The 25,173-nt window shown below is 39.0% G+C and carries 23 protein-coding genes; 11 read left to right on the top strand and 12 right to left on the bottom strand.

Translation table 11 applies throughout. From position 1 onward, the window contains the following. Positions 1-335 precede the first annotated feature (335 nt). Both IPL24_03720 and IPL24_03715 read left to right on the top strand, forming a co-directional pair. Entirely contained in the window at positions 336-1,883 is a 1,548-nt protein-coding gene (locus tag IPL24_03720; GenBank protein MBK8362800.1) for a SulP family inorganic anion transporter, read from the top strand. Positions 1,884-2,200: 317 nt separating this feature from the next. Continuing rightward, positions 2,201-2,689 (top strand): hypothetical protein, encoded by a 489-nt coding sequence (locus IPL24_03715; protein ID MBK8362799.1) that lies wholly within the window; start codon positions 2,201-2,203, stop codon positions 2,687-2,689. Between the two features lie 126 nt (positions 2,690-2,815). On the opposite strand, the gene IPL24_03710 is transcribed toward IPL24_03715, so the two are convergent. The 10 genes from IPL24_03710 to IPL24_03665 all read right to left on the bottom strand — a co-directional run bounded on the left by IPL24_03710 (position 2,816) and on the right by IPL24_03665 (position 16,039). Then, positions 2,816-4,633: a cbb3-type cytochrome c oxidase subunit I gene (locus IPL24_03710; protein ID MBK8362798.1), complete on the bottom strand. Its 1,818-nt coding sequence runs from the start codon at positions 4,631-4,633 to the stop codon at positions 2,816-2,818. A 43-nt stretch (positions 4,634-4,676) separates the two neighbouring features. Next, entirely contained in the window at positions 4,677-5,741 is a 1,065-nt protein-coding gene (locus IPL24_03705; protein ID MBK8362797.1) for a cytochrome c oxidase subunit II, read from the bottom strand. A gap of 41 nt (positions 5,742-5,782) precedes the next feature. Continuing rightward, on the bottom strand, positions 5,783-6,970 hold the full coding sequence (locus IPL24_03700) for a quinol:cytochrome C oxidoreductase (GenBank protein ID MBK8362796.1): 1,188 nt from the start codon (positions 6,968-6,970) through the stop codon (positions 5,783-5,785). Between the two features lie 34 nt (positions 6,971-7,004). Beyond that, the gene (locus IPL24_03695) at positions 7,005-7,649 is read right to left on the bottom strand and encodes a cytochrome c (GenBank protein MBK8362795.1); all 645 of its coding nucleotides are present in this window, start codon (positions 7,647-7,649) and stop codon (positions 7,005-7,007) included. A gap of 8 nt (positions 7,650-7,657) precedes the next feature. Continuing rightward, a complete protein-coding gene (locus tag IPL24_03690) occupies positions 7,658-8,194 on the bottom strand; it encodes a DUF3341 domain-containing protein (GenBank protein ID MBK8362794.1) in 537 nt (178 codons plus the stop codon). Then, positions 8,194-9,576 carry a polysulfide reductase NrfD gene (gene nrfD, locus IPL24_03685; protein MBK8362793.1) on the bottom strand — a complete coding sequence of 461 codons (1,383 nt, stop codon included), beginning with the start codon at positions 9,574-9,576 and terminating at the stop codon, positions 8,194-8,196. The genes IPL24_03690 and nrfD overlap by 1 nt, the downstream gene beginning before the upstream one ends. 35 nt (positions 9,577-9,611) lie before the next feature. Continuing rightward, entirely contained in the window at positions 9,612-12,674 is a 3,063-nt protein-coding gene (locus IPL24_03680; GenBank protein ID MBK8362792.1) for a TAT-variant-translocated molybdopterin oxidoreductase, read from the bottom strand. 47 nt (positions 12,675-12,721) lie between these two features. After that, a complete protein-coding gene (locus tag IPL24_03675) occupies positions 12,722-13,957 on the bottom strand; it encodes a c-type cytochrome (GenBank protein ID MBK8362791.1) in 1,236 nt (411 codons plus the stop codon). Positions 13,958-14,569: 612 nt separating this feature from the next. Further along, the gene (locus tag IPL24_03670; protein MBK8362790.1) at positions 14,570-15,313 is read right to left on the bottom strand and encodes a cyclase family protein; all 744 of its coding nucleotides are present in this window, start codon (positions 15,311-15,313) and stop codon (positions 14,570-14,572) included. A 3-nt stretch (positions 15,314-15,316) separates the two neighbouring features. Further along, entirely contained in the window at positions 15,317-16,039 is a 723-nt protein-coding gene (locus tag IPL24_03665; GenBank protein ID MBK8362789.1) for a VIT1/CCC1 transporter family protein, read from the bottom strand. A 50-nt stretch (positions 16,040-16,089) separates the two neighbouring features. Between IPL24_03665 and IPL24_03660 the strand changes: the two genes are divergently transcribed. The 8 genes from IPL24_03660 to IPL24_03625 all read left to right on the top strand — a co-directional run bounded on the left by IPL24_03660 (position 16,090) and on the right by IPL24_03625 (position 22,787). Further along, the gene (locus IPL24_03660) at positions 16,090-17,220 is read left to right on the top strand and encodes an aminotransferase class V-fold PLP-dependent enzyme (protein MBK8362788.1); all 1,131 of its coding nucleotides are present in this window, start codon (positions 16,090-16,092) and stop codon (positions 17,218-17,220) included. 281 nt (positions 17,221-17,501) lie between these two features. Next, entirely contained in the window at positions 17,502-18,260 is a 759-nt protein-coding gene (locus IPL24_03655) for a hypothetical protein (GenBank protein MBK8362787.1), read from the top strand. Then, positions 18,218-19,225: a hypothetical protein gene (locus tag IPL24_03650; protein MBK8362786.1), complete on the top strand. Its 1,008-nt coding sequence runs from the start codon at positions 18,218-18,220 to the stop codon at positions 19,223-19,225. The genes IPL24_03655 and IPL24_03650 overlap by 43 nt, the downstream gene beginning before the upstream one ends. Before the next feature lie 124 nt (positions 19,226-19,349). Beyond that, complete coding sequence (locus IPL24_03645) at positions 19,350-20,741, top strand: hypothetical protein (GenBank protein MBK8362785.1); 1,392 nt, start codon at positions 19,350-19,352, stop codon at positions 20,739-20,741. Between the two features lie 47 nt (positions 20,742-20,788). Then, positions 20,789-21,133 (top strand): hypothetical protein, encoded by a 345-nt coding sequence (locus tag IPL24_03640; GenBank protein ID MBK8362784.1) that lies wholly within the window; start codon positions 20,789-20,791, stop codon positions 21,131-21,133. Positions 21,134-21,231: 98 nt separating this feature from the next. Then, the gene (locus IPL24_03635) at positions 21,232-21,762 is read left to right on the top strand and encodes a metal-dependent hydrolase (GenBank protein ID MBK8362783.1); all 531 of its coding nucleotides are present in this window, start codon (positions 21,232-21,234) and stop codon (positions 21,760-21,762) included. Between the two features lie 116 nt (positions 21,763-21,878). Then, the gene (locus tag IPL24_03630) at positions 21,879-22,517 is read left to right on the top strand and encodes a transposase (GenBank protein ID MBK8362782.1); all 639 of its coding nucleotides are present in this window, start codon (positions 21,879-21,881) and stop codon (positions 22,515-22,517) included. A 60-nt stretch (positions 22,518-22,577) separates the two neighbouring features. Continuing rightward, positions 22,578-22,787 carry an IS110 family transposase gene (locus IPL24_03625; protein ID MBK8362781.1) on the top strand — a complete coding sequence of 70 codons (210 nt, stop codon included), beginning with the start codon at positions 22,578-22,580 and terminating at the stop codon, positions 22,785-22,787. An 894-nt stretch (positions 22,788-23,681) separates the two neighbouring features. Here IPL24_03625 and IPL24_03620 read toward each other — a convergent pair. Then, a complete protein-coding gene (locus IPL24_03620) occupies positions 23,682-24,158 on the bottom strand; it encodes a DUF2219 family protein (GenBank protein ID MBK8362780.1) in 477 nt (158 codons plus the stop codon). Between the two features lie 337 nt (positions 24,159-24,495). On the opposite strand from IPL24_03620, the gene IPL24_03615 reads away from it, so the two are divergent. Beyond that, complete coding sequence (locus IPL24_03615; protein ID MBK8362779.1) at positions 24,496-24,657, top strand: hypothetical protein; 162 nt, start codon at positions 24,496-24,498, stop codon at positions 24,655-24,657. 165 nt (positions 24,658-24,822) lie between these two features. On the opposite strand, the gene IPL24_03610 is transcribed toward IPL24_03615, so the two are convergent. After that, positions 24,823-24,954, bottom strand: coding sequence for a hypothetical protein (locus tag IPL24_03610; GenBank protein ID MBK8362778.1), 132 nt, complete (start codon positions 24,952-24,954; stop codon positions 24,823-24,825). Between the last annotated feature and the right edge of the window lie 219 nt (positions 24,955-25,173).

Here is a 25,173-nt window from a genome sequence, read left to right as displayed (position 1 = left end):
CGATTTAACGCGTTTTTAGATGTCATAGTATTGTCATGAAGGATTAGTGCTATATTCATTGTAGAACAAATAAACCTTGATTTTAAGGTGTTTTGAATGACTAAAATCAGTCACTCATATGATATTTGAACCAAAGTTGCAATTGAAGTCTGGAGAAAATCTGATTTTGAGCCTTTTGAAAAAACCACTTGATTTTTATGACACTACTGTTACAAAACCACAACCCGATAAAGGCAAAATCTCTATGAAGATTAGATTAGTCCAAGGAAAGCTTTTTACAAAAACCTGACTTTCCTCAGTGCGCCGGGGGGCTGTTTGACTAGTTTTGCAATACTGTGAGTACAATTTCTATTACTAAAAAGTCCGTCAGCAAGAGTAAACTTTTTTTCAAGTTATGGCTGAAGCATGATCTTCCGGCGGGTTTCACTGTCTTCTTCGTTGCATTACCGCTATGTCTGGGAATTTCCCTTGCCTCCGGTGCGCCATATCAATCCGGACTTTTAGCAGGAATGGTGGGCGGAATTCTTGTCTCCATATTAAGCGGCTCACAGTTAAGTGTTTCAGGTCCCGCTGCGGGATTATCGACTGTGGTTGCTGCAGCAATTATTACGACAGGAAGTTTTAGTGGATTTCTCGTCAGTCTGGTAATAGCAGGATTATTTCAGATCGCTTTAGGGTTAATAAAAGCGGGTGGACTGGCCAACCTGTTCCCTTCTGCAGTTATTCGTGGAATGCTTGCTGCTATTGGTATCATTCTTTTCAGCAAACAACTTCCAATTGCTCTGGGTTATGACATGCCCGATTTCTGGAACAGCGGATTTTTAAATTTGTTCTCGACATCACACATCATCAGCAACTTTGTAAATCTGAATCAGCATCTTTCTTCGGCAACAATTGCATTGACAATTATTTCACTTGTAATACTTATCGGTTTCAGTTTACCGAAACTCAAGCAGATCAAATTCATTCCTGCCGCATTAGTTGCCGTATTAGTGGTAACGTTGATCAGCCTGTTTCTCATCCCGGAATCACATTCGGAAAGAATTCACAGAGTAACGATTCAGGAAGGATTTTTCAGCGGATTTATTTTTCCAGATTGGTCTGTGATCTCTCAACCACAGGTCTGGAAAAATGGAATTACAATCGGAATACTTGCAACACTTGAAACGTTGTTGTGTATTGAAGCAATAGATAAACTCGACAAGCAAAACAGGATCACACCGGTGAACAGAGAACTGATCGCCCATGGAATCGGAAATGCAGTTTGCGGATTGATCGGTGCGATTCCGATCACTGCCGTCATTGTAAGAGGTGCTGCAAATATCGATGCCGGAGCAAGAACCCGATTTGCATCATTCACTCATGGAATTCTGCTGATGATAGCCGTTATTCTAACTCCGCTTCTGATCAATAAAATTCCATTAGCAGTGCTTGCTTCAATCTTACTTATAACAGGATTCAAACTTGCCCCACCAAAATTATTCAGACAGATCTACAAGACAGGCTTCAAACAATTTTTACCGTTTATCGTCACCATCATTCTGATCCTGATGACAGACTTGCTCATAGGCGTTGGAATAGGAACACTTATTGCAATACTCTTTATCATTAAAAACAATTATCATCAGGAATTCAAAGTCACAACTGAAAAGCGAAACGACACAACACACATTACCATCAAACTCGACAGCAGTGTCACTTTTCTGAATAAAGTAAAACTGCGTTCAATTCTCGGCCAGATAAAAAACTATTCAGCCGTCACTTTCGACGGAACAGATTGTCAGCAAATCGACTTCGACATCCTGGAGATCATTCACGAATTTCAGGTGAATGCGCATCATAGGCATGTGGAGGTGGAGTTGTTAGGAATTGATGAACCGTAAACGATTTGCAATTTGCAGGTATTGATTTGTAAAAGAAATTTGCAGTTGTTTTAATTGTGATTATTATAATATCTGACAAAACAGTGATTTTCCTCATAGATGAATGCCAAAGAATGCGTAGTTTCGATAGACTTAATGGTAATTGGAAGTCGAATAAATATTAACACTAAGATCACTAAGATCACAATAAGAACACGGAATCTTTAGTGGGCTTGTTGTGAACTTAGTGACCTCAGTGTTTTAATTTTTTCAAACATACGATTTTACTAAGTTTACTTTAAATATTAATAAACAATAAAACAAATAATCAATCAAATATGGACGGCGCTCACGCACACTTACTCTTCAACCACTTCCCTATCATCGGAAGTATTCTTTCTGTGCTGGTTCTGCTGGCAGGATTTATCATTAAAAATGGTATTGTAAAAAAAACTGCAATGGCCATGATCGTATTTACTGCTGTCATGACTGTTCCTGCATTTCTAACCGGTGAACCTGCCGAAGAAGTTCTGGAGGCAATCAACCAGGCTCCTGATGCTATCATTCATGAGCACGAAGAAATGGCGGAGAAAGGTTTGTGGACTACGATTGCTGTTGGTGCGCTTGCATTATTTGCCTTTGTCAGTTCTAAAAAACCAATCGGCCCCAAGTTGATGAAAGCAACTCTTGTACTGCTGATAGCAAATACTTTTTTTCTGATTCAGATCGGAAATGCAGGTGGGGAAATTCGGCACACTGAAATCAGAACAGGTGGTACAGTCAATGCTCCTGTTGATGGGAATCTGGAAGTTGATGATAAAGATTAATTTTTCCTTTTGAGGTTGGGGTGTAGTCTGCAGACTACACCCCAACCTCAAAAGGAAAAATTAATCAATAAAAAAAGGAGAGAAGTTTAACCTTCTCTCCTTTTTTATTGAATCAAATCTATTTTTTTATTTATCAACCTCACCAGGCAAATTCGACTTTGTCGTTGCCGAATACGGTGTTGTCTGCGGAATGAAATCATCATCAGCATTTGGTTTACCGTAATCGTAAGGCCATCTGTAGATCGTTGGAATTTCTCCCGGCCAGTTACCGTGAATATGTTCGACCGGTGCAGTCCATTCCATTGTATTTGATTTCCATGGATTCTGAGATGCTTTTCTTCCGCGATACATACTGTAGAAGAAGTTGAATACGAAGATCAACTGAGCAAGACCGCCAAGGATGGCGAACACAGAGATCAATGCATTGATGTTTAATGCAGCATCAAAGCCTTCATAAGAAGTGTATGCATAGTAACGACGTGGCGCTCCTGAAAGTCCGACGAAGTGCATCGGGAAGAATGTTCCGTACACACAAACGATCGTTATCCAGAAATGTAAATAACCCAGCCCTTTGTTCATCATTCTTCCGAACATTCTCGGGAACCAGTGATATACACCGGCAAACATTCCGAAGATCGCTGAACTTCCCATTACAATGTGGAAATGGGCTACTACGAAATATGTATCGTGAAGATTGATATCTAACGCTGAATCACCTAAGATGATTCCTGTTAATCCACCGGAAATGAAGAATGAAACCAGACCAATTGCAAACATCATGGCCGGTGACAAAACTATGTTTGCTTTCCACAATGTCGCAAGGTAGTTGAACACTTTTACGGCAGAAGGAATAGCGACTAACAATGTTGTGAAAACGAATACTGATCCTAAGAATGGATTCATACCCGTGATAAACATGTGGTGACCCCAAACGATGAATGATAAGAAGGCGATCACTAGCATTGATCCGATCATGGCTTTGTAACCGAAGATCGGTTTACGTGCCTGTGTAGATATTACTTCAGAAGCAAGACCTAAGGCAGGAAGAAGTACGATGTATACCTCCGGGTGACCAAGGAACCAGAATAAATGCTGGAATAAGATCGGACTACCACCTGAGTGATGCAAAGGTGCGCCGTTGATAAAGATATCAGACAAGTAGAAACTTGTTCCAAAACTTCTGTCGAATAATAAGAGTAAAGCCGCTGCAACAAGTACAGGGAAAGACAGGATACCAAGGATTGCAGTAATTAAGAAAGCCCAGATCGTCAAAGGCAGACGAGTCATGCTCATTCCTTTTGTACGAAGGTTAAGGATCGTTACAACGTAATTAATACCACCTAATAAAGCCGAGGCAATGAACATGATCATTGAGATGAGCCATAAGGTCATCCCTAACCCGGACCCGGGTATGGCTTGCGGTAAGGCGGAGAGAGGCGGATAAACTGTCCATCCTGCGGAGGCGGGACCTGCTTCAACAAATAATGACATCGTCATTACAGCACACGAACCGAAGAAGAACCAATACGATAACATATTCAGGAAACCGGATGCCATATCTCGCGCACCGATCTGGAATGGTATCAATAAATTACTGAACGTCCCCGAAAGTCCGCCGGTAAGTACAAAGAATACCATGATCGTTCCATGGATCGTTACTAAGGCCAGATAAAAACTCGGATCCAGCTTGCCATCTTTTCCCCAATGTCCGATCAGCTTTTCAATGATTGGAAACTTCTGATCAGGCCATCCCAACTGGAGACGGAAGATCAACGACATGATCATGGCAAGAACTGCCATGGCAATTGCCGTTACTAAGAATTGCTTTGAGATCATTTTATGATCCTGACTGAACACATACTTTGTCCAGAAAGTATCATGGTGTTCATGATGGTCGTGGCCATCGTGAGCATCTACTGCATGATCGTGAGAATTAGTTGACATCAGACCTTTATTTTTTTACTTAGGTAATACTTTTTAATATGAACTATTTTTTTGAAGCGACAACTTTGCTTTCAGGAGTTTTAGTCTCCGCTGTTTTTACTGTATCAACAACAGTTGCCGGTGTAGCCGGTGCTGCTGCTTCAGGACGTGCAATTACATAATTTTGTGTTGCATACCATTTCTTGAAATCTTCTTCGCTTTCAATCACAAGTTTCATTCTCATATTGTAATGGGCAACACCACATATTTTATTACACAAAAGAACGTAATCGAATTTCGGATTCTTTGTGATCAGACGCATACTGTCAGTTGTAATTGTTGGATCAACAACGATTTCTGTTGTCATTCCCGGTACTGCATTCATTTGCGCTCGAAGATGAGGGAAGTATGCACTGTGAAGAATATCACGTGAATGGAATTTGAAATTGATAGTTCTTCCAACAGGTAAGTGAAGTTCCTGCGTGATCTTGTCATCCGTTCCTGCTACATCATTTGTATCAACTCCAAGTGGATTCTCGTCAGTGATCAATTTGAAATTAGATTTCGCAAGCTTATTGTCTTCTCCTGAATAACGAACTGTCCAGTCGAATTGTTTTCCGTAAACTTCAATCACCATTGCACTTGCAGGAGCCGGATTTGTAATGCTAATCCATAATTTCAATCCGTAAACGATCAATCCCATTAATACAACTGCAGGAATTACTGTCCACCAGAATTCCAGTTTGTGGTTGTCAGGATAAAATAACGCTTTACGTTTATTGCTGTGCCGATATTTCCATGCGTAGTAGAAAAGTAATGTCTGAGTGATGAAGAATACAACAATGATCAATGCGAAGTTCTGATACAAATATGCATCTGTCAGTACACCATGCTTCGATGCAGAAACAGGCAATAGATATTTTTTTGCATCGATCGTGAAATAGATCATTCCGATAAAACAAACGGCCAGGAATATAAGCGACATCCGTCCATTGAACAAATTGTCTTTGGCAGTGATCGTTTCCTCATTGTCATCACGCAGGTCACGGACTAATTCCAGAACACGCATCAGTCTCCAGCCGGTAATCAGTGCCAGTACAATTGTCAGGAGCGTTAATAAATTTATCATGGATAATCTTTTCTTTTATCTGTAATAATATTCTTGAATAATTAAATGTGGTGATGTAAACTTTCCTGTAACATCGGGTGATTCTTCGGAACCAATGCTGCTTTTGAAAGTTCTGTAAGCGTACTTAAGATGAATGCTCCAAGGAAACCGATTGCTGTACCGATCTCAATGAAACCGATATGCCAGTGTGCACCAACAGTTCCGGGCATAACTATTACGAATACATCTATCCAATGTCCTACAAGTATGATCAATCCGCCAAAGAACAAAATTTTCTTTTTGCGTTTAGCGTCGCGAGTCATGAGGATCAGGAATGGTGCAATGAAGTTAATAAAGAAGTTTCCAATCCACAGGCTTTTCATCAATCTCCATCTCGTCTGATAATAAAACACTTCTTCAGGAAGGTTTGCATACCAGATCAACATGAATTGAGAGAACCACAGGTATGTCCAGAAAATTGAGAAGGCAAACATATATTTACCGATGTCATGAAAATGACTTTCTGTAAGGTGATTCATATATCCTTTTTTATCAAGATATAATACGAACATTGCTAACATTGCTAATCCGCTTACAAACAATCCTGCAAAAATATACCAGCCAAATAAAGTTGAGAACCAATGTGAATCAATACTCATAAGAATGTCCCAGGCACCTGTTGAAGAAGTTACTGCAAAAACAACAAGGAAAATTGCCGACAATGTTACACTCCGTTTGTAATGTGAAATGTTACCATCCTGATCTTCCATAAGACTATGTTTACGGAGAATATAAGTAAAACCAACCCAGAGAATTGAATACAATACTAAACGTGTAACAAAGAATGGAATATTCAGAAATCCTGTTTTCCCGGCCATGATCGGATCAAAAACTTTACTGTTTGGATCCGTTAGTTCTTCAACAGAACTATGAGTCCAATGGTAAAGATCGTGATGTCCGAAAATGAATATCAGGATCAATCCCAACATTCCGTATTTCAGAAATCCGCCCATTGCTTCAGGTATACGCTTTATCCCTACTGTCCAGCCCGTTTGTGCTGCATAGTTGAAAGCAATAAAGAACGTTCCTGCTAATGCAATTGCAGTAAAATAAAAATCGTTCTGGAGCAATACAGCCCAGGTACGTGTTTTATCAGTCATAAAACCCATAATGATCGCAACAACTCCAATAGCGATCATCACTAATGGGATCATTTTATTATTCCGGGTAAGCTCGTATTTTCTGTCCATCTTATAGAACGTTGGCAATAGATTTTTTACTCAATTACATTTTTGTAGTACTTCCTGCACTCTTGGTAGAATCTGCAGGTGATGCTGAAGCTGTCTGACCTGCAGGATGCTGCAAAGTCTGAATATACATGATGATCTTCCATCTTTGTGTAGGAGTGACCTGAGAAGCGTGAGAACCCATCATATTTTTTCCCCAGGTAATGGTATGATACATCTTTCCTTCAGGAAGATTTTTGATCGTTTCTGAATCATAAGCCGGTGGAATCGGGCCGTTGTTTTTAGCAACTGCTCCATCACCTTTTCCTGTTGCACCATGACAGTGACCACAGTAATTGACGTAAAGAACTTTACCTTCTTCAGTAGTTGCTTCACTCTTTTGAAGTGGCGATTTGAAATTTAATCCGGCTGCTTCATATCCTTCTACAGTATTCGGATACGGATATGGCAAACGATCGTAATCGTTATAGATCTCATTTCCTCTTGCTATCGTTCCTTCAACCGGTTGACGAGAAGTCATACTGTCGGCAAAATTCGGATTCGAAGAATAAGTCTCATAACTCGGCGAACGATACATGTTTGGCATGTATTCATAGCCCGGTTTTTTGATGTCATCATTTGTGCAGGAAGCTAATTGAGCAACTGCAGCAACTGAAACGATTATACTTACTATTTTTCTCATTGATCGGCTCAGGAAAATTGCATTGATTTAAATAGAACATCTGATGCACCTTCGCTTTTGATCAAAGCTGCAACATCATTCACCTTACTTTCATCTTTCACGTCCACGTGAAGAACGAATTTATCATCTGTAATTCTTGGATGCGGAATTGGTGCTGGGACACCCGGCAATAATTTACTTCTCAATAAAAAAGTAATTGCCATACCGTGCGCTGCACAGAAAACTGTTAACTCAAACGTTACCGGAATAAACGCCGGAAGGTTCATGTAAAACATCATGTTTGGTTTACCACCGATATTGATCGGCCAGTCGTGGATCATCATGTACCATGTCATCCACAATGCGAAAGATGTACCTGTCAAACCGAACAGGAATGAAGCGATTGAAATCCGTGTGCGTGGTGTTCCAATCAATGCCTCGATCCCGTGAATAGGGAACGGACTCTGAACGTCTTTACACACAACTCCTTTTTCTTTCAGATGCGGAATAGCATGCATTAATGCTTCCTCATCATCAAATATTCCGTAGATTCTTTTTGCCATGATTAGAGAATACCTTTTTTCTTATACTGATTACCCGTTTTCTTCAGGATCGATTTTAACTCTGCAAGAGCTATTATCGGGAAGAGACGAGAGAAGGTTAAGAATAATACGAAGAACAAACCAATGGTTCCTACGAAAATCCCTACTTCGATAAATGTTGGTGAATACATCGTCCAGCTTGACGGTAAATAGTCACGGTGAAGAGATGTTACGATGATCACAAAACGCTCGAACCACATTCCGATATTTACAAAGATCGAAATAACAAATGTTGCCATAATGCTTGTCCGGATTTTTTTGAACCAGAAAAGCTGCGGTGTGATTACGTTACACGTCATCATGCTCCAGTATGCCCACCAATATGGACCAAAGGCGCGATTCTGGAATGCATAACTTTCATACATATTTCCGGAATACCATGCAATGAAGAATTCCGTGATGTAAGCAATACCTACTATTGAACCCGTCAGAATAATGATCTTATTCATCAATTCAATATGCTGCATTGTAATATACTCCTGAAGTCCTAAAACTTTTCTTGCTATGATCATCAGGGTAAGTACCATTGCAAAACCTGAGAAAATGGCTCCGGCAACGAAGTATGGCGGGAAGATAGTAGTATGCCATCCGGGTACTACTGATGTGGCGAAGTCAAATGAGACTATCGTATGTACAGAAAGTACGAGTGGCGTAGACAAACCGGCGAGTACCAGTGAGACTTCCTCAAACCGATGCCAGTCACGAGCTGTTCCTTTCCAACCGAATGATATGATTCCATAGATAAAACGCTTCGTTGGATCAATGCAACGATCGCGTACCGTTGCAAGATCAGGTAGTAATCCTAAATACCAGAATACAAGTGATACAGAGAAATAAGTCGAGATGGCGAAAACGTCCCATAAAAGTGGCGAGTTGAAATTCACCCAAAGTGAACCGAACTGATTTGCCAATGGTAACATCCAGTAATCTAACCAGGGACGACCTGTGTGGAATAACGGGAATAATCCTGCGCAAACAACGGCGAAAATTGTCATCGCTTCTGCTGAACGGTTAATGGACATTCTCCAGCGTTGTCTGAATAACAACAATACTGCAGAGATTAATGTTCCGGCGTGACCGATACCGATCCACCAAACGAAGTTGGTGATATCCCATGCCCAGCCTACTGTCTTGTTCGCACCCCAGGTTCCGATACCGTTTCCGATCGTGTATGACAGACAAGTAACTCCCCAGATCATAGCAATGAATGCTATTACGAAGGAGATCCACCACCATTTATTTGCCTTTCCTTCTATCGGACGACAAATATCTTCTGTCATCTGATGGTAGGTTTTCTTTCCGAGAATTAAGGGGTCCCGGACAACCGCTTCATGATTACCGCTCATGATCTTATATTAGTCAAGCTAAAACTGTTACTTTTTTATGAATGTTTCTGTTCTCCGGAATGTGAAACTGCTGCCTCTTCTACGTTACGGACTTTCGTCTGGTAAAATACATTTGGCTGGACGTTCAACTCACCAAGAAGATGATAGCTTCGTTCTTCCGGATTCCACATTTTATTGATTGCACTGTCTTTCTTATTATAATCGCCGAATGTGATAGCGTTCGTAGGACAAGTCTGTGCACATGCCATGTTCACTTCTCCTTCTTTCACCTGACGGCCTTCTTTCTTTGCATTCAACTTACCTTCCTGAATACGCTGAACACACATTGAGCATTTTTCCATAACTCCACGTGAACGAACAACTACATCAGGATTCAATACCATTTTACCTAAGTCATTATTAGTATTGAAATCGAATTTCGCATTGTCAGAATACTGGAACCAGTTAAAGCGACGAACTTTGTAAGGACAGTTGTTTGCACAGTAACGTGTACCAACACAACGGTTGTACGTCATCTGATTCAAACCTTCTGAACTGTGACTTGTTGCAATCACCGGACAAACTGTTTCACAAGGTGCGTGATTACAATGCTGACACATTACAGGCTGATAAACCACCTTTGGCATGTCGCTAGGAATCTCCATCAATTTGATGTCACCTTTTTCGTGCTCCTTCGGATCTGCATCACTGCTGTAGTAACGGTCGATACGCATCCAGTGCATTTCACGGCTGCGTCTTACTTCATCTTTACCTACAACGGATACGTTATTTTCTGCCGTACAAGCTACAACGCAGGCGCCGCAACCGATACAACTGTTTAAGTCAATCGACATTCCCCAGTGATGATTTCCTACTTCATGCTCTTTCCATAGAGTCACCACTTCAGGATGTTCTTTTCTTTCTTCATGGCCTTCCTTGATGCGGATCATTTCAGGCTCATTCCCTGCATTCGGTGTCTTGATGTATTCTTCAAGAGTAGTTTCTTTCACAATTGCACGACCCATCATTGTGTGATGCGTCTGCGTCGCTGCAAAAAGATAATCCTCATCAACAGTTTTTGAAATTTCCACAGGAGCAGAATAACGAAGTCCACCTGCTGTCATTGCAACAAAAGGATATGCATTCACACCTACCTTATCAGCTGACTTACCTGCTGATGTTCTTCCATAGCCGATAGCTAATGAAACTGTTCCCGGAGTTTGTCCCGGTTGTACAACAACAGGAACTTTTGCACTTACATTTCCACTCTTAATGGAAACAATATTTCCCTGAGCCCAGCCTTTTTCGCGTGCATCTTTTGGAGATACCGCTAAGTAATTGTCCCAGGTTATTTTTGAGATCGGATCCGGTAACTCTTGGAGCCAAGGATTGTTTGCCTGATGACCATTTCCTAATCCAACTTTTTCATAAACTACTAATTCAAATGCAGAAGCTGCAACTGCTGCCGGAGCAACAAGTGATGCTTTTGATGTGAATGTTCCTGCCGTCGTTCCTGTGTTTTCAAGAACACCATCCTGAAGGAATTTATCCCACGACATTCCCATTGGCAACATAGAAGACCATGCAGCTTTCATATAATCATGGAAAATTGTCGGTGCACCTGTCCAGGCAAGTAATGTTTCCTGGAACTGACGTGTATTGAATAGTGGTGCAATTGTTGGCTGGCAAACTGAATAATAACCTTTTTTAGGTTCTGCATCGTTCCAGCTTTCTAATGCGTGATGATCAGGACAAACGAACTGACAAAGTACAGATGTTTCATCCGGACGATCAGAAAAAGAAACTGAAAGTTCAGCCTTCTTCATTCCGTCAGCGAATGCGTTTCCGTTTGGTAATGTGTAGGCAGGATTGCAATTGTAAACTAACAATGCTGCTACTTCACCTTTATTCATTTCATCAAGAAGTGTTGCTAACTCAGCATCATTTCCCTGACGTAGATTACATGTTGTTGTAAGATCAATTGTATTGCCGTAACTGTTCAGCATTACATTGATTGCATTCACTAAATTCTGAACGGCAACATCATTGATACCGCAAACGACAAGTGATTTGCCTTTGTTTGCCAGTAATTCTTCTGCTGCTTTTTCAATTCTACCTGCCATTTCACCTTCGATACCACCGCTGATCGCAGCAGCACCTGATTTCGATGCAATAGCATTGTATAATGTAACAACAGCAGCACCTTGTTGTGATGGTTTTACACCAATACGAACATCAGCATTACTTCCTGTTACAGAAAGAGCGGCTTCCATCTGGAAGTGACGCGACATAGATTTTTTTCCACCATCAAGTTTACGCCCTTCAGCATACTGAGCAGCGTATTCAATTGGTGAAATTCCATTCACTAAAAAATCAGATTCAATACCAACGATAACATTCGCTTTATTGAACATGTATGAAGGGATTCCATTTACTCCAAAGCTGTCGTTGTTAGACTGACGCATTGCAGAGAATGAAACTGCATCGTATTGAATATGTTTTGTTGTAGGATATTTAGTTGTAAAATCTCCGATCACTTTTAATGTCGAAGGACTGATCACTGTTGATGAAAGGATACGGATCTTTCCGCCTTTTGCAGCAATAGCAGTAAGTTTTTCACGGATTGCCTTGTCTGTATCAAACCAGCTTGCTGCATTTCCATTCATCAATGGTCCGCGTAAACGAACATTGTCATATAAAGAAAGTACAGATGCCTGAATACGTGCATTTACTTTTCCTTTTGAAATTGAACTCAGTGTATTTCCTTCAATTTTGATCGGACGACCTTCGCGTGTTTTAACTACGATACTTGCGTAATCATAACCATCAAAATAACTTGATGCATAATAGTTGGCGATTCCGGGAGTGATCTGCTCAGGACGAACAACGTATGGTATTGTTTTACGAACAGGAGCTTCACATGCAGCTAAAGAAGCAGCAGCAACACTGAAACCTAAAAATTTCAGGAAGTCGCGACGAGGTGTAACTGTTACATCGTCTGCTTTTTTGTTGATGAGTTCATCGATCGGAAGAGGTTCGTAAAACTCGTCGTTTTTTAAACGTACGAACTCTGCATCATTGCGAAGTTCTTCTACACCTTTCCAGTATTTCTTTTCCATTGTTGGATATTAATGGTAATTCTTTAAAGCAATTTATATTTATTCTCTTAATAGTGACAACGTGAACATTCAGTTCCACCGATCTGTTCTACAGTAAATGTAGAATCGTTCGGATGTTTCGCTTTTAAGTCTTTGTGTAAATTATCGTAATAAGCATTACCTGCCATTTTCACATCAGTCTTTCTGTGACAGTCGATACACCAGCCCATTGTAAGCGGTGAATACTGACCGGCAACAGTCATACTGTCCTGAACCGGACCGTGACATGTCTGACAAGCAATTTTACCTACAACATAATGTTGTGCGTGATTGAAGTAAGCAAGATCAGGCAGGTTGTGAACACGTACCCACTGAATTGGCTTCTGATTCGGACCGTAAGTTCCTTTGTCAGCATCGTAATCAAGGGCTTTGTAAATTTTTGCGATCTCTTCTGTTCCCGTTTCAGGACCTTTCTTCACGTATTTGTGACAGTTCATACAAACGTTTGCAGAAGGAACACCGGCAGTTTTACCACGCTCAGCACCACCATGACAATACACACAAGCGATCTGTAATTTACCTGCGTGAAGTTTGTGAGAATATTTGATCGGTTGATCAGGTGTATAACCTTGAGAAATACCAATCGACTGAAGAGAATACCAGCCTTTAACACTACCTATTAATGTAACTGCTAAAAGAGCTACAGCAATTAATTTTTTATTCTGACGGATCCACTCACGGTTACGGACTTTCGCAGGTTGAGGAATCGGATGTGGTTCATTATTCTTTGTACGAACGGCATGTGCAAGTGTGTCCTGTACTTTTCTTAAAACTCCTGCAATTAAATAAAGTAAACAAATTGCTATTAATAAGTATGGCCAGATCGGCTTTTCTTCTACCGGTTGTCCATCGCCTGCAACAGGAGTAGCTGGTACTGCATCCGGAGTTTCGGCAACTTTCTTTGTATAAGCAAGAATTGCTTTGATCTCATCATCTTTCAGATTGAAAGATGTCATGGCAACCTTGTTGTAATCGTTGTATAATTTTACAGCGTCCGGATCTCCGGCTTTAACCATTGCCTGAGAATTTTTGATCCATTTGATCAACCATTCTTCCGTACGGCGGGTTTCAACACCGGCCAATGCAGGACCGATAACTTTTTCTTTTACGGCGTGACAAGAAGTACAATTTGCTTTAAAAAGAGCTTCTCCATCTTGCGCACTTGCCGTATTGGCACCGAACAATGTGATGAAGAATATCGAAATTAGAAACGCAAAGTACCGGGCGATGTAAGGGTAATTCATGTTGATTTTGTTAGTCCGTTGCACAAACGGAGGAATATTGTTCAGAAAATGAAGGTTTCGACCACTAGCAGTCATTAAATTGTCAGTTTTTCACGAACGGGTGCAAATTTATCACAATCGGCAACTCTAAAAAGTTTTTCAGCAAAAAATTTTAAAACTAATACATGTGGTTATCAACAATATAAATACTTTATTAACTTTTTATTTGAAACGTTTTCACTATTAAGGACTTTCGTCAGTCGTTTTGAAAAAGGCGAGGTGGTTCGGAAACACCTGATTTATGGGTAATTAAGAATGATTCTAAATAAAAACAGAGTTCTTTCTTCGATTAAAGTTCGAGTTGGGGTGTAGTCTGCAGACTACACCCCAACTCGTTTTTTTATTTCCCGCAGATTTCCGCGGATAAGGCGCAGATAAATTCGCAGATTTTTCCTTTTTTAATTTACACACTTTGGTAATTCAAAAAGACATCTCTTATTTAAAATGACAACTCTATAAATTTGTAATACCCGATCTGCGAATTTATCTGCGCCTTATCTGCGAAATCTGCGGGAAATAATTTTCATTGTAAAAAGCCTTACTGGTTCTTCATTGGCAAGAAGAAGTCCGAAATCAAATCAAACCATAAAGTATCGGCCGCGACGGACTCGCATCATTATCAAATGCAGCATATTGCAATTCGAGTAAATAAAATCCGTCAGCAATTTTTTCATCAACGAAGATCAGTTCGGTGATAGTACAATCTTTTCTTGGAGCTGTCGGATAATTCCAGAATGCATGATGCGCAGATAATTTTCCGCCGTCGTCTTCCTTGTCTATACTTGGAACGTCGAGTAACAAATGTTTGATGCCGGCTTCTCTTAAATAAAGTGCTGCTTCTGCTGTCATGTAAGCAGGATTTGTCCCCGAGTACTGCCGCGTTTTTTTCTCTTCAGAATTTGGTAAAGTACGGATCACCAACGCTTCGGCATTTTCAATTTGCACATTTTTCAATTGATCTAATGTCATCACAAGATCATTATTGATCTTCTCAGGAGTAAGTGTGATCACTTTTGCAAAAAAGAAAAATGTGCTCAGAGAATTTCTGATCGGATATTTTTCTTTAGAAATATGCCCAACCGTTTCTGTATGTGTTCCATTTCCATGCGGATTGATCGTGATCGTATTGACATTACATGAACCTCCCTGATTTACATCGCCTACAAAACTTCCTGCCTGGAATGGGATGTATGTTACGGGAGCAATGTAAAATGCATTCACATTTTTTTCTCCCTGCATAATGGGAATCGACAGATCAATCGGAGCACTTAAATCAACGGAGAATTGTTTTGCGCCGAAACTGATTAAGGCTTTCATAGATCAAATATTTGTAAACAAGTGAGCGAAAAAATATGCTGCTGCTGCTGCAAGTACACCAATCAATGTAGTGCGGAAAGCTCCCTGCTTCGGGTCCTGCCCTGTTGCTTTGCTTTTGAAGTAACCGAAAAACAATAAACAGATCACTGTAATAATCGATGAATAAATAAGTCCTTGATTCGGCGTGTCTGTGAAAATGTAAGCCATCAGCGGTACAGTTCCACCGACAATATAAGCTACACCGATGTTCCGTGCACTCATTCTGGCTCTGTTAATATCCGGTTTCTCTAATCCCAATTCAAATTTCATCATGAAGTCGACCCATTTGTCTTTGTCTTTCTCCATTTCATTCATGATGATGTCCTGTGATTCAGGTGAAAGTCCATAGCTTGCGAAAATATCTTTCACTTCTTTGCGCTCTACTTCATAATGTGTTTCAACTTCTGAATATTCCCGTTTCAATTCAGCATCATAGTGTTCAATCTCCGTTTTTCCGGCCATGTAACCACCTAATCCCATGGCAATTGATCCGGCAATGATCTCAGCAAAACCTGCTGTGATGATAATCTCATTACTGGCAACAGCACTACTCAATCCTGCTGCTAATGCAAACGGAACTGTTAATCCGTCGGCCATTCCAATGACTACGTCACGGACCGTGGCAGATTGCTCAAAATGTTCTTCGTTATGATGATGGTGATGATGGGATGTTGTTGTACTTTGCATTGAATTTAGCTTGAAAATATGTTCAAAGTAAAGAAAATTGTTTCATTCCAATGAAGGATTCTATCGTTTATCTTGACAATAATTCAACAACCCCCGTCGATCCTGAGGTTCTGGAGGCAATGCTTCCTTTCTTCAATCAGCATTTCGGGAATGCAGCAAGCCGTTCACATGCATATGGCTGGATAGCTGATGAAGCTGTAAAAAATTCCCGTTCTGTTATTGCAGATTATATCGGTGCAGAGGAAAATGAAATTGTTTTTACTTCAGGCTCTACTGAAGCAATTAATCTTGCCATTAAAGGAGTCGCTGAAGCCTATGTTACAAAAGGCAAACACATAATTACACTTGCCACTGAACACAAAGCAGTTCTGGATACATGCAAACACCTTGAATCTCTTGGGCATGAGATCACTGTACTTCCTGTTCTTGAAGATGGCATGCTCGACCTTAACGTTTTAGATCGGAGTATTCGCAACGATACCATTCTTGTTTGCGCTATGCTTGCAAATAATGAGACCGGAATAATTCTCCCCATCGATCAGATTGCAGACATCGTTCATTCGAAAAATTCAATTCTTTTTTGTGATGCAACTCAGGCCGGTGGAAAGATCCGTAGCGATGTTTCAGAATTGAAAGCTGATCTGCTTTGTTTGTCTGCTCATAAGATGTACGGTCCGAAAGGAATAGGAATGCTTTATGTGCGGAGGAAAAATCCACGTGTTACACTCATCGCTCAGATCGATGGCGGTGGACATGAACGCAACCTCAGAAGCGGCACACTGAATGTTCCGGGAATTGTTGGTTTTGCAAAAGCCTGCGAACTGGCCAAAAAAGAATTTATGCAAATGAATGGAACCATTTCAATTTTAAGAACACGCCTCGAACAGGAACTTTGTGATCTAGGAGCATCGATCAATGGTAATATCAAACACCGTTTACCAAACACATCCAATCTGACTTTCCCGGGAAAAAAAGCAGATGAAATTATAAAGGCTCTTCCGAATATTGCCATGGCAACAGGAAGCGCATGTTCTTCAGCATTACCGGAACCATCACATGTACTAACTGCAATGGGCCTGAAAGAAAAGGATGCATATGCTTCTATAAGGTTTTCATTAGGAAGATTTACTACGGGGGAAGAGATTGAAAAAGTTGTCTCGGAATTTAAAACAATGATTTAACACTAAGGTCACTAAGTTTTCAGCACAAGAGCACTAATGGCGTTTCACTTATAAATGCCATTGTGACAAACTTTAGTGATTATACCAATAAATCTCAAGCATATTTGCGAAATAAAAGTTGCCGCAAGAACATGTTTCCACATAATCAATATGCCTTTTGTGATCTTGTGCTGAAAACTTAGTGGTCTTAGTGTTAAAATTCCTTCTCGCAAACTATATTAAAACCCCGGAAGATTAAATATATTCGCAGCCTACATGAACAATCTCTAACTACCGATCACTTGAATCTACTAAACAGACTAAAAAGACTTTTACCCGAAGGCTTAATTATTTTTGCGCTTATATTATCTATCAATAATTATTTTGGAAATGAATCAAAGGTCATAAAATCGGATGGAGATGGATACTACGACTACCTTCCTGCTTTAATGATCTATGGCGATCTGCCCAAAGCCACAGACTCTATCGCCTCTGAACGGATCCGGAATAATGGGGTTTACATTTCTTATAAAGACCATAAATTAAATAAATATCCTTGCGGAACTGCGACATTAATGTTGCCGTTTTTTGTCTATGCCCATTTAACTGCACCCATACAGGGATTTTCAAACGATGGATTCACATTACCATATCAGAGAGCAGTTTTTTATGCTGCAGTCGTTTATCTGTTGTTGGCCCTGGTTTTCTTACGAAAGCTCTTACTACTTTATAATACATCGCGAACGAATATTTTTCTGATCCAATGTCTGGTTGTTTTTTCAACCTCAATAATCAATTACATTTATTACGACCCCTCATTTAGTCACGTGTATTCATTTTTTGCGATTACTGCATTCTTGTATTTTGTGAAAGCATATTTTACCGATAAAAAGCAAAGTCACTTTCTGTGGGCATGTTTGTTTTTCGGATTGATTTTTATTCTTCGCCAATTGAATATTCTTATACTTTTCTTTATCCTTTTTCTCGCAGGCTCACCTGAAGAGCTCAAAGGTTTTTTATGCGACTCTTCAAAGATCTGTGGTTTACATTCAAAGGTTTAATATTATTTTTAATCGTTGTATCAATTCAACTTTATTTCTGGCATTGGCAGACGGGAGAATGGTTAGTTTACTCTTATCAATCAGAGTCCTTTAATTTTCTCGAGCCTGCTTTCATGGATATTTTATTCAGCTACAGAAAAGGGTTATTCATTTATACACCCGTGCTTTTTTTGTCGCTGTTTGCATTGTTCATTTATATAAAGAAGAAAAAATATTATTTACTCATTACCTGGTCTGCTTTCTTTCTTTTTTTAACTTATGTACTCTCTTCATGGTGGAGCTGGTTTTATGGTATGAGCTACGGATTAAGAGCGTATATCGATTTTTACACAGTGTTCTGCATCTTACTTGCAGTTTTACTCGAATCAAAAAAACGACTTGTGATAATTCCGGCAGTGCTATTGTTACTGCTCACAATACCGGTGAATCTGATCCAGACTCTTCAGTATAAAAAGCAGATCCTTCATTGGGATAGTATGGATAAACAAAAATACTGGACGATCTTTTTGGAAACAAAGCATCAATTCAATGGAATGGTATGGAAAAAGGAATTTGTTTTTTCAGAGGAGAAAACTAAACAACTGTACACATCAGCCACCGGAGACAAACGGGCAAAATCCAATTCATCTGTGGAAGTATATTTTCAGAATGCAGCACAGATCCTTGATTTCGAAAAAACAAATATCATTCAGGTCAGTTTTAAAAACAATTTTTCTCCGAAGGAAGATGCTTCCATTGAGCTAACTGTTAAGGACACGATTAGTGGTGAAATAGCTTATAGCCATAGTGTTCCCTTAACTCACTTTCAGGAAAAAGGTTTAAATACAGAGCAAACAGGAGTTTTCAATTACGAAGTACCAACAATGACAGCTGAAAACAAAAGAGTATCGTTAAAAGTCTTTACGAAAGAGGAAATTGCTGAATTGAAGGATTTAAAAATTAGTTACATAAATTATAAATACTGACAAAAAAAAGTTTTAAAGTAATACTTATTTTAGTATTTAAACACCGACGACAAGAGTTAAACGTAAACTCTTTGTCTCTTGTTTAAGATTCGCATTATGATTTCCATTTTAAAAACCAGTAACAGTGAAATCCAGTATTTCGTCATATGCAATTCTTGTCAGCGTGATCGCTTGCTTTATCATCAATTTCAGCTTTGATAGATTCCAGAAAACCAAAGATGTAATCAAGTACGATATTGTAACATATTACGAATATCTTCCTTTGATATTTATTTATGATGACATCCGGGCAGAAAAACACTATGGCACTGAAGAAACTAAAGACTGTGTTATCTGGACAGTTCCGACACCCGAAGGAAAAAGTGTTATTAAAATGACAATGGGATTGTCTATCCTCTACTCCCCGTTTTTCTTTTTAGCTCACCTAATAGCTCAAACATTTGGCTATCCGGCTGACGGATATTCGCAACCATATACAACACTCCTTTTGTTGAGCACTATTTTTTATTTACTGCTGGGAATGTACTACATGAAAAAAATTCTTCAACACTATTTATTTTCAGATTCAACGATAGCCATTACCATTTTGTTTCTGGGAATAGGAACGAATATTTTATGCTACGCTTCACAATCAGCGCCAATGCCACATGTTTATTTGTTTTGTCTGATCGCCATTTTCTTTTACTATACAACACAATGGAATCATACTCCAACAATAAAAAATTCCCTTTTAATTGGCCTTACATCAGGCTTGATTTCTTTGATCCGGCCATCTGACATTATCATTGTATTACTCTTTGCGCTTTACGGCGTAACCGGTCTGAAAGATTTAAGGTCGCGTGCGGCTTTTTTAAGAAAAAACTTTTTTATGATCGTACTGATAATTTTTTCTGCCTTTCTAGTCTGGCTTCCTCAATTTATTTATTGGAAAATTGCAACAGGCCATTTTATATACTATTCTTACAACAATGAAAGATTCTATTTTACGCAACCTCGAATTATAGAAGGACTTTTCAGTTTCAGAAAAGGCTGGCTGCTTTACACTCCAATGATGCTTTTTGCATTTGCCGGTCTGTTTTTACTGAAAGATGAATTGAAAAAAATTCAGACAGGAATCTGGCTATTTATTCTCCTGAATATCTACATCACTTTTTCCTGGTGGTGTTGGTGGTATGGCGGAGCTTTCGGCATGAGAAGTATGATCGATAGTTATGCAATTATGGCTTTACCACTGGCATCTACAGTAAACTACTTCAGAAACAAAAAGAGATTAGTACGTATTTTATTCTTCTCATCAGCCATCTTTTTTGTCGTGCTGAATATTTTCCAGACATACCAATACGAAAAAGAATTCTCCGATATGATGGGATCAACAGAAAACTTTATTTCAAGATCTTTGGAAAAACAACTTATAAACCCGAGTACGATGAGCTTGCAACACAAATCGATGCCCGCGAAGCTGTTCTTGGCCGGAATAGTATATATGAACCTTCACCTGTATATCCTTCCTTTCTGAGTGAAGATTCGGTTTACATTCAATCACAATCTGGAAGATATCTCACATTGAGTTCAGATGAAAACAAGATCGAATTGTTGGCCGAAAATTCGAGACCTGGTGAAAAGGAGATCTTTGTATTTAAAAAACTTCAAAATGATCTATGTGCTATCTCTGCACAAAATCATATGTATATTTCAGCTAATCTATACAAAAATGGTGAAATCAGAGCAGAGGAATTTTCAATGTTAATATGGGAAACTTTTTCACTTATAAAAGTCGATACAAATTCATTCGCTTTAAAGGCATCAAATGGAAAATATATTTCTGTTTCGGAAAATTCATTCCAACTCATTGCAAAAAGCGATACAATCGGAGATTCTGAAAAGTTTCATTTGCTGAAGACAAAATAGCCTGACAAGAGAAAATAAAATGCAGCACAGATACCCCTCTTTCTTGTCAACTATTTTTTTCTTCTGACAATATTTACAAGTACTAAACTAATTATCAGATGGCCTCTGCCTTCTCTCACGCCTTTGCAGCTTTTGCAATCGGCAAATCAACACTAAAAAAGTACTCAATCAAAATTGCAGTACTCGGAATGCTTTGCTCAATTTTTCCGGACATCGATGTATTGAGCTTTTATTTTGGAATCCCTTATGAATCTTTCTGGGGCCATCGTGGATTTATTCATTCAATACCATTTGCACTTATCTTTTCACTTCTGATCACAACTTTATTCTTCCGGTCGGAAAAATATTTTTCAAGATCGTGGTACACCTTGGTTGTCTTCTTTTTTATTGCAACCGTTTCTCATGGAGTTTTAGATGCAATTACTAACGGCGGACTGGGAGTTGCTTTCTTTTCTCCATTTGATAATAACAGATATTTCTTTCCATGGCGTCCTGTACAGGTTTCACCTGTAAACGTCCATAGCTTTTTTAGTGAATGGGGAATCAGAGTATTGAAAAGTGAGTTTGTTTATATCTGGATTCCATCGATCATGCTCATGGTTATTTCGAAATTAGTTGCAAAAAAATAAACTCTTTTTTTCAAACACAAGTATCTATGCAAAGAAAAACGTTGAGAACCCAAAGGGTTTTTAAACAGTCTTTTCAAGTACTACCTTGAATGCTGTAAACTTATAAACTCAACGCTATGAAAACAAATGTAGAAATGTTCTCTGAGAAAGTCAATCAATTGTATGTTGGATTAGATGTACACAAAAATCAATGGTCAGTTTGTATGCGGACGGAGGAATTTGAACACAAAACCTTTACTCAGCCACCAAATCCTGAGATTTTGTACGATTACATCCAAAAGAATTTTTCAAGTTATCAAGTTATATGTGCTTACGAAGCCGGTTTCTGCGGTTACTGGATCAGTGAACAGTTAAAATCGTATGGTTTTGAATGCTTGGTATTAAATGCAGTTGATATTCCCGGAAGCGATAAAGACACCCAAAGAAAAACCGATCGTGTTGATTGCAGGAAAATAGCCCGCGAATTAAGCAAAGGTGAAGTACAGGGAATCTTTCAACCAGACAGAGCACAACAAGGATTTCGAAACTTGTTTCGTCAGCGAAATAAATTAGTAAAACAATTGAGGGTTGTAAAAAACAATATTCGTTCTCTTCTTTTTTTTAACGGGACTCAAATCGAAAAGGAATACGAGAATGGAAATTGGAGTCTTTCGTTTAGAAAATGGTTGCAAGCAATACCAATGGATACAAATACTAATCGCCTAAGTCTTGGTTCCATGTTACGTCGATTGGACTTTTGCAGCAAGAATATTTAGTAGTAGTAAAACAATTGTTATCCTACGTGCAAACTAATCACTAAGGAGAATTATAAATTATTGAACACTATTCTCGGCATAGGCAAGATTGTTTCTATCGCTTTACTATGCGAAATAGGAGATGTCAATAGATTTAAGAGAGTAGATGAATTCTGTAGTTACATGGGATTAGTACTCAACATATATCAATCAGGAGACAAATTAAGAGTACGAGGACTAACCAAACGATGTCAATCAGTTCTACGTTCGTATATAATTGAAGCTGCCTGACTGCAGTTAGAAGATCCCGAATTAATTGAGTATTACAAAAGACATGTTGGAAAAAAAAGTAACAGGAAAATAATAGTAAAGGGTTGCAAGAAAATTATTGGTAAGAATCTATTATACATTAAAATTTAAGCGACCATATATTATAAAATTACAATCAGATCAATCCAAAATAAAGTGACCGCAATTAGTGAACTGCAGCGCCTTCATGGAAGACTGCTCACACAAGTAGGCGGCCTTTATTATTACAATTAATAAATGCTTGCAGCTTCAAAACGATGACTGCTTATTGGAGTTTACCTAATTAGGTATGGATTGTTGATCTTATTAATTGCCAGAAAAACGCTTCACACGAGGCCTGGGCCATGTTTTTTTCCGGCAATTAACAAGACACCATCAAATAATAAATTTTAAATAATTTGGATAAATTCTTTCATTGGAGTTCACTAAAATTTGTCACAAGAACACTGATGCTACCCTTAAATCAACCTGATGTGCTCTTGTGCTGACTTTAGTGATCTCGTATGTTTGAAAAATAAACACAAAGTTCACTAAAATTCGTCACAAGAACACATAATTGAAACTTCACTTATGCTCTTGTGCCAAAAACTTAGTGATCTTAGTGTTAAATTAAGCAGCAACATTTAGAAGCACAAGTGCAATCAAGGTTGATCAGAAACAATAGCCAATCGATATTCCCCCAAACCTGTGACTTAATCCTGATATGAACTCCTTCGAAACATAAGACTGAAAATATTCCAGAACCACTTTCTGATCTTGATATTAATTCCCAGGGTATGTTGCACTTTAAATAAATTTATCTCTTCTGAAGAAAGTACATATTCGCTTTTTTATTGAAAATTCCACTGCTCAAAGTTGAATTGCAAAAATTACAATTTAGAGTACTTTTTCCAAACAAAAATATAGTGGATTTTTTATCAGAAGTTTCATAGAACTTTCCTGATTTAATTTGCAGACCGGCTGCAACATCATCACGCAATGTACCTGCATTAACAGTCCCAACTCCTGCAAAGTGAAATTTTCCGGAACCTTAATGATCATTCTTTCATAATTCAACTGGTAGTTCAAAAGAAAATCATTCCTGATCTGATGATCCCAACCTAAAGGTAAAAGATTCTCCAGCCACGTATGTATAGAAGTCTGCATCTCTTTGCCAAATGCCGCCGGACCAATAAAACCCAAAGAAATGGATGAACTCACTACGCTTCCGGATTTGGAATCGTATGATCTTACGTAAGATTTCAAAAGCAAAAATGCAGAGAACGGATGATCGCCATAAAGTATCTCATCATGACGAATGGAAGAAGGCGTAAAAACATTATGCTCTATCGATAAACCATATACCCTTTGCAAGGATGAACCTTTACCAGTAGAAAATTCAAAGGATTATTTTTAATCCGGGTGATTGAAATTCGAGGTTAATACCTTGTGTGTAATAATAATCCTGGGCCGTAAAAAGTCATTGTCGTAATAAAACCTCACCCCCTTTATCAGATCCGATTTCACGAAGTGAGGTCACATTATCGATATTTTGTCCGTTTACACCATGAGAAAAGATGATGAATAGAATTAACAATCGATGGATTGATTTTGCATACTATCTTTTAAATTTATACTTTAAAAACAAAAACATGAGCCAGGCATTTGTAAAAGAAGAAGACGGACAATGGTTGCACGATATCGCTCAACTATGCCCGCTTTACTAAATTACCTCAGTCGGGAGAACAATGGTATTACCATCTACGAAAAATCAAATCATACGGATCCTCTTACAGGAAAAGAAATTTTTACTATGAGCAATGGATTGGCTTATACTATTGGGCCGGAGGGGAAGTGGGAGATGGTGGATTGAAACTAGGTCAAAGGTCAGGAGGTCACGGTGCTTGGGCAAAACAGCGTGACCTCTGACCTTGACCTTGACCTCTTTTAAAACATCTTCTTCAACCACCCATCAGATCATCAACACCTTTCCGCCTGAAAAGAGAACCAACGATATCTTTCAAATCAAAACTTTTTATCATTGGGATCGTTTGTTTTTGGAAACGAAGGCGCCCATTACTTTTGGAATTAGAGATTGTACGATGCTATTTGCCTGTTCAGGACTGATGCCAAATTTCGATGCAAGATTTTTTGCAACGCTTGCACTGATGTTTCATCATTGGATTGTTTGCTGTATTTCCTCCGCTGAACATACGATGTAAGTTGACTTATTCCACCACTGGCAACGGTCGACTTCAATTGGTCCATTATTCCTGTGGTAGCTTCTTTTATTGCAGCATCATTGCTGATTGGGAATTGCAGGATTGTCTACGATTGCAGAGCCGGCGTGTTCTTTTTACGAGGTTGAGAGATTTTCGAACATGATGTT

Source organism: Bacteroidota bacterium, assembly GCA_016711505.1.
Lineage (GTDB): Bacteria > Bacteroidota > Bacteroidia > AKYH767-A > 2013-40CM-41-45 > JADKIH01.
This window is presented reverse-complemented; position numbering and strand designations above follow the sequence as displayed.

Excerpts from the sequence above, each read along its gene's own strand:
- IPL24_03715 (MBK8362799.1), top strand. The coding sequence starts at position 2,201 with ATGGACGGCGCTCACGCACACTTACTCTTCAACCACTTCCCTATCATC.
- IPL24_03710 (MBK8362798.1), bottom strand. The coding sequence starts at position 4,633 with ATGTCAACTAATTCTCACGATCATGCAGTAGATGCTCACGATGGCCAC.
- IPL24_03705 (MBK8362797.1), bottom strand. The coding sequence starts at position 5,741 with ATGATAAATTTATTAACGCTCCTGACAATTGTACTGGCACTGATTACC.
- IPL24_03700 (MBK8362796.1), bottom strand. The coding sequence starts at position 6,970 with ATGGACAGAAAATACGAGCTTACCCGGAATAATAAAATGATCCCATTA.
- IPL24_03695 (MBK8362795.1), bottom strand. The coding sequence starts at position 7,649 with ATGAGAAAAATAGTAAGTATAATCGTTTCAGTTGCTGCAGTTGCTCAA.
- nrfD (MBK8362793.1), bottom strand. The coding sequence starts at position 9,576 with ATGAGCGGTAATCATGAAGCGGTTGTCCGGGACCCCTTAATTCTCGGA.
- IPL24_03680 (MBK8362792.1), bottom strand. The coding sequence starts at position 12,674 with ATGGAAAAGAAATACTGGAAAGGTGTAGAAGAACTTCGCAATGATGCA.
- IPL24_03675 (MBK8362791.1), bottom strand. The coding sequence starts at position 13,957 with ATGAATTACCCTTACATCGCCCGGTACTTTGCGTTTCTAATTTCGATA.
- IPL24_03670 (MBK8362790.1), bottom strand. The coding sequence starts at position 15,313 with ATGAAAGCCTTAATCAGTTTCGGCGCAAAACAATTCTCCGTTGATTTA.
- IPL24_03665 (MBK8362789.1), bottom strand. The coding sequence starts at position 16,039 with ATGCAAAGTACAACAACATCCCATCATCACCATCATCATAACGAAGAA.
- IPL24_03660 (MBK8362788.1), top strand. The coding sequence starts at position 16,090 with ATGAAGGATTCTATCGTTTATCTTGACAATAATTCAACAACCCCCGTC.
- IPL24_03650 (MBK8362786.1), top strand. The coding sequence starts at position 18,218 with ATGCGACTCTTCAAAGATCTGTGGTTTACATTCAAAGGTTTAATATTA.
- IPL24_03635 (MBK8362783.1), top strand. The coding sequence starts at position 21,232 with ATGGCCTCTGCCTTCTCTCACGCCTTTGCAGCTTTTGCAATCGGCAAA.
- IPL24_03630 (MBK8362782.1), top strand. The coding sequence starts at position 21,879 with ATGAAAACAAATGTAGAAATGTTCTCTGAGAAAGTCAATCAATTGTAT.
- IPL24_03615 (MBK8362779.1), top strand. The coding sequence starts at position 24,496 with ATGCCCGCTTTACTAAATTACCTCAGTCGGGAGAACAATGGTATTACC.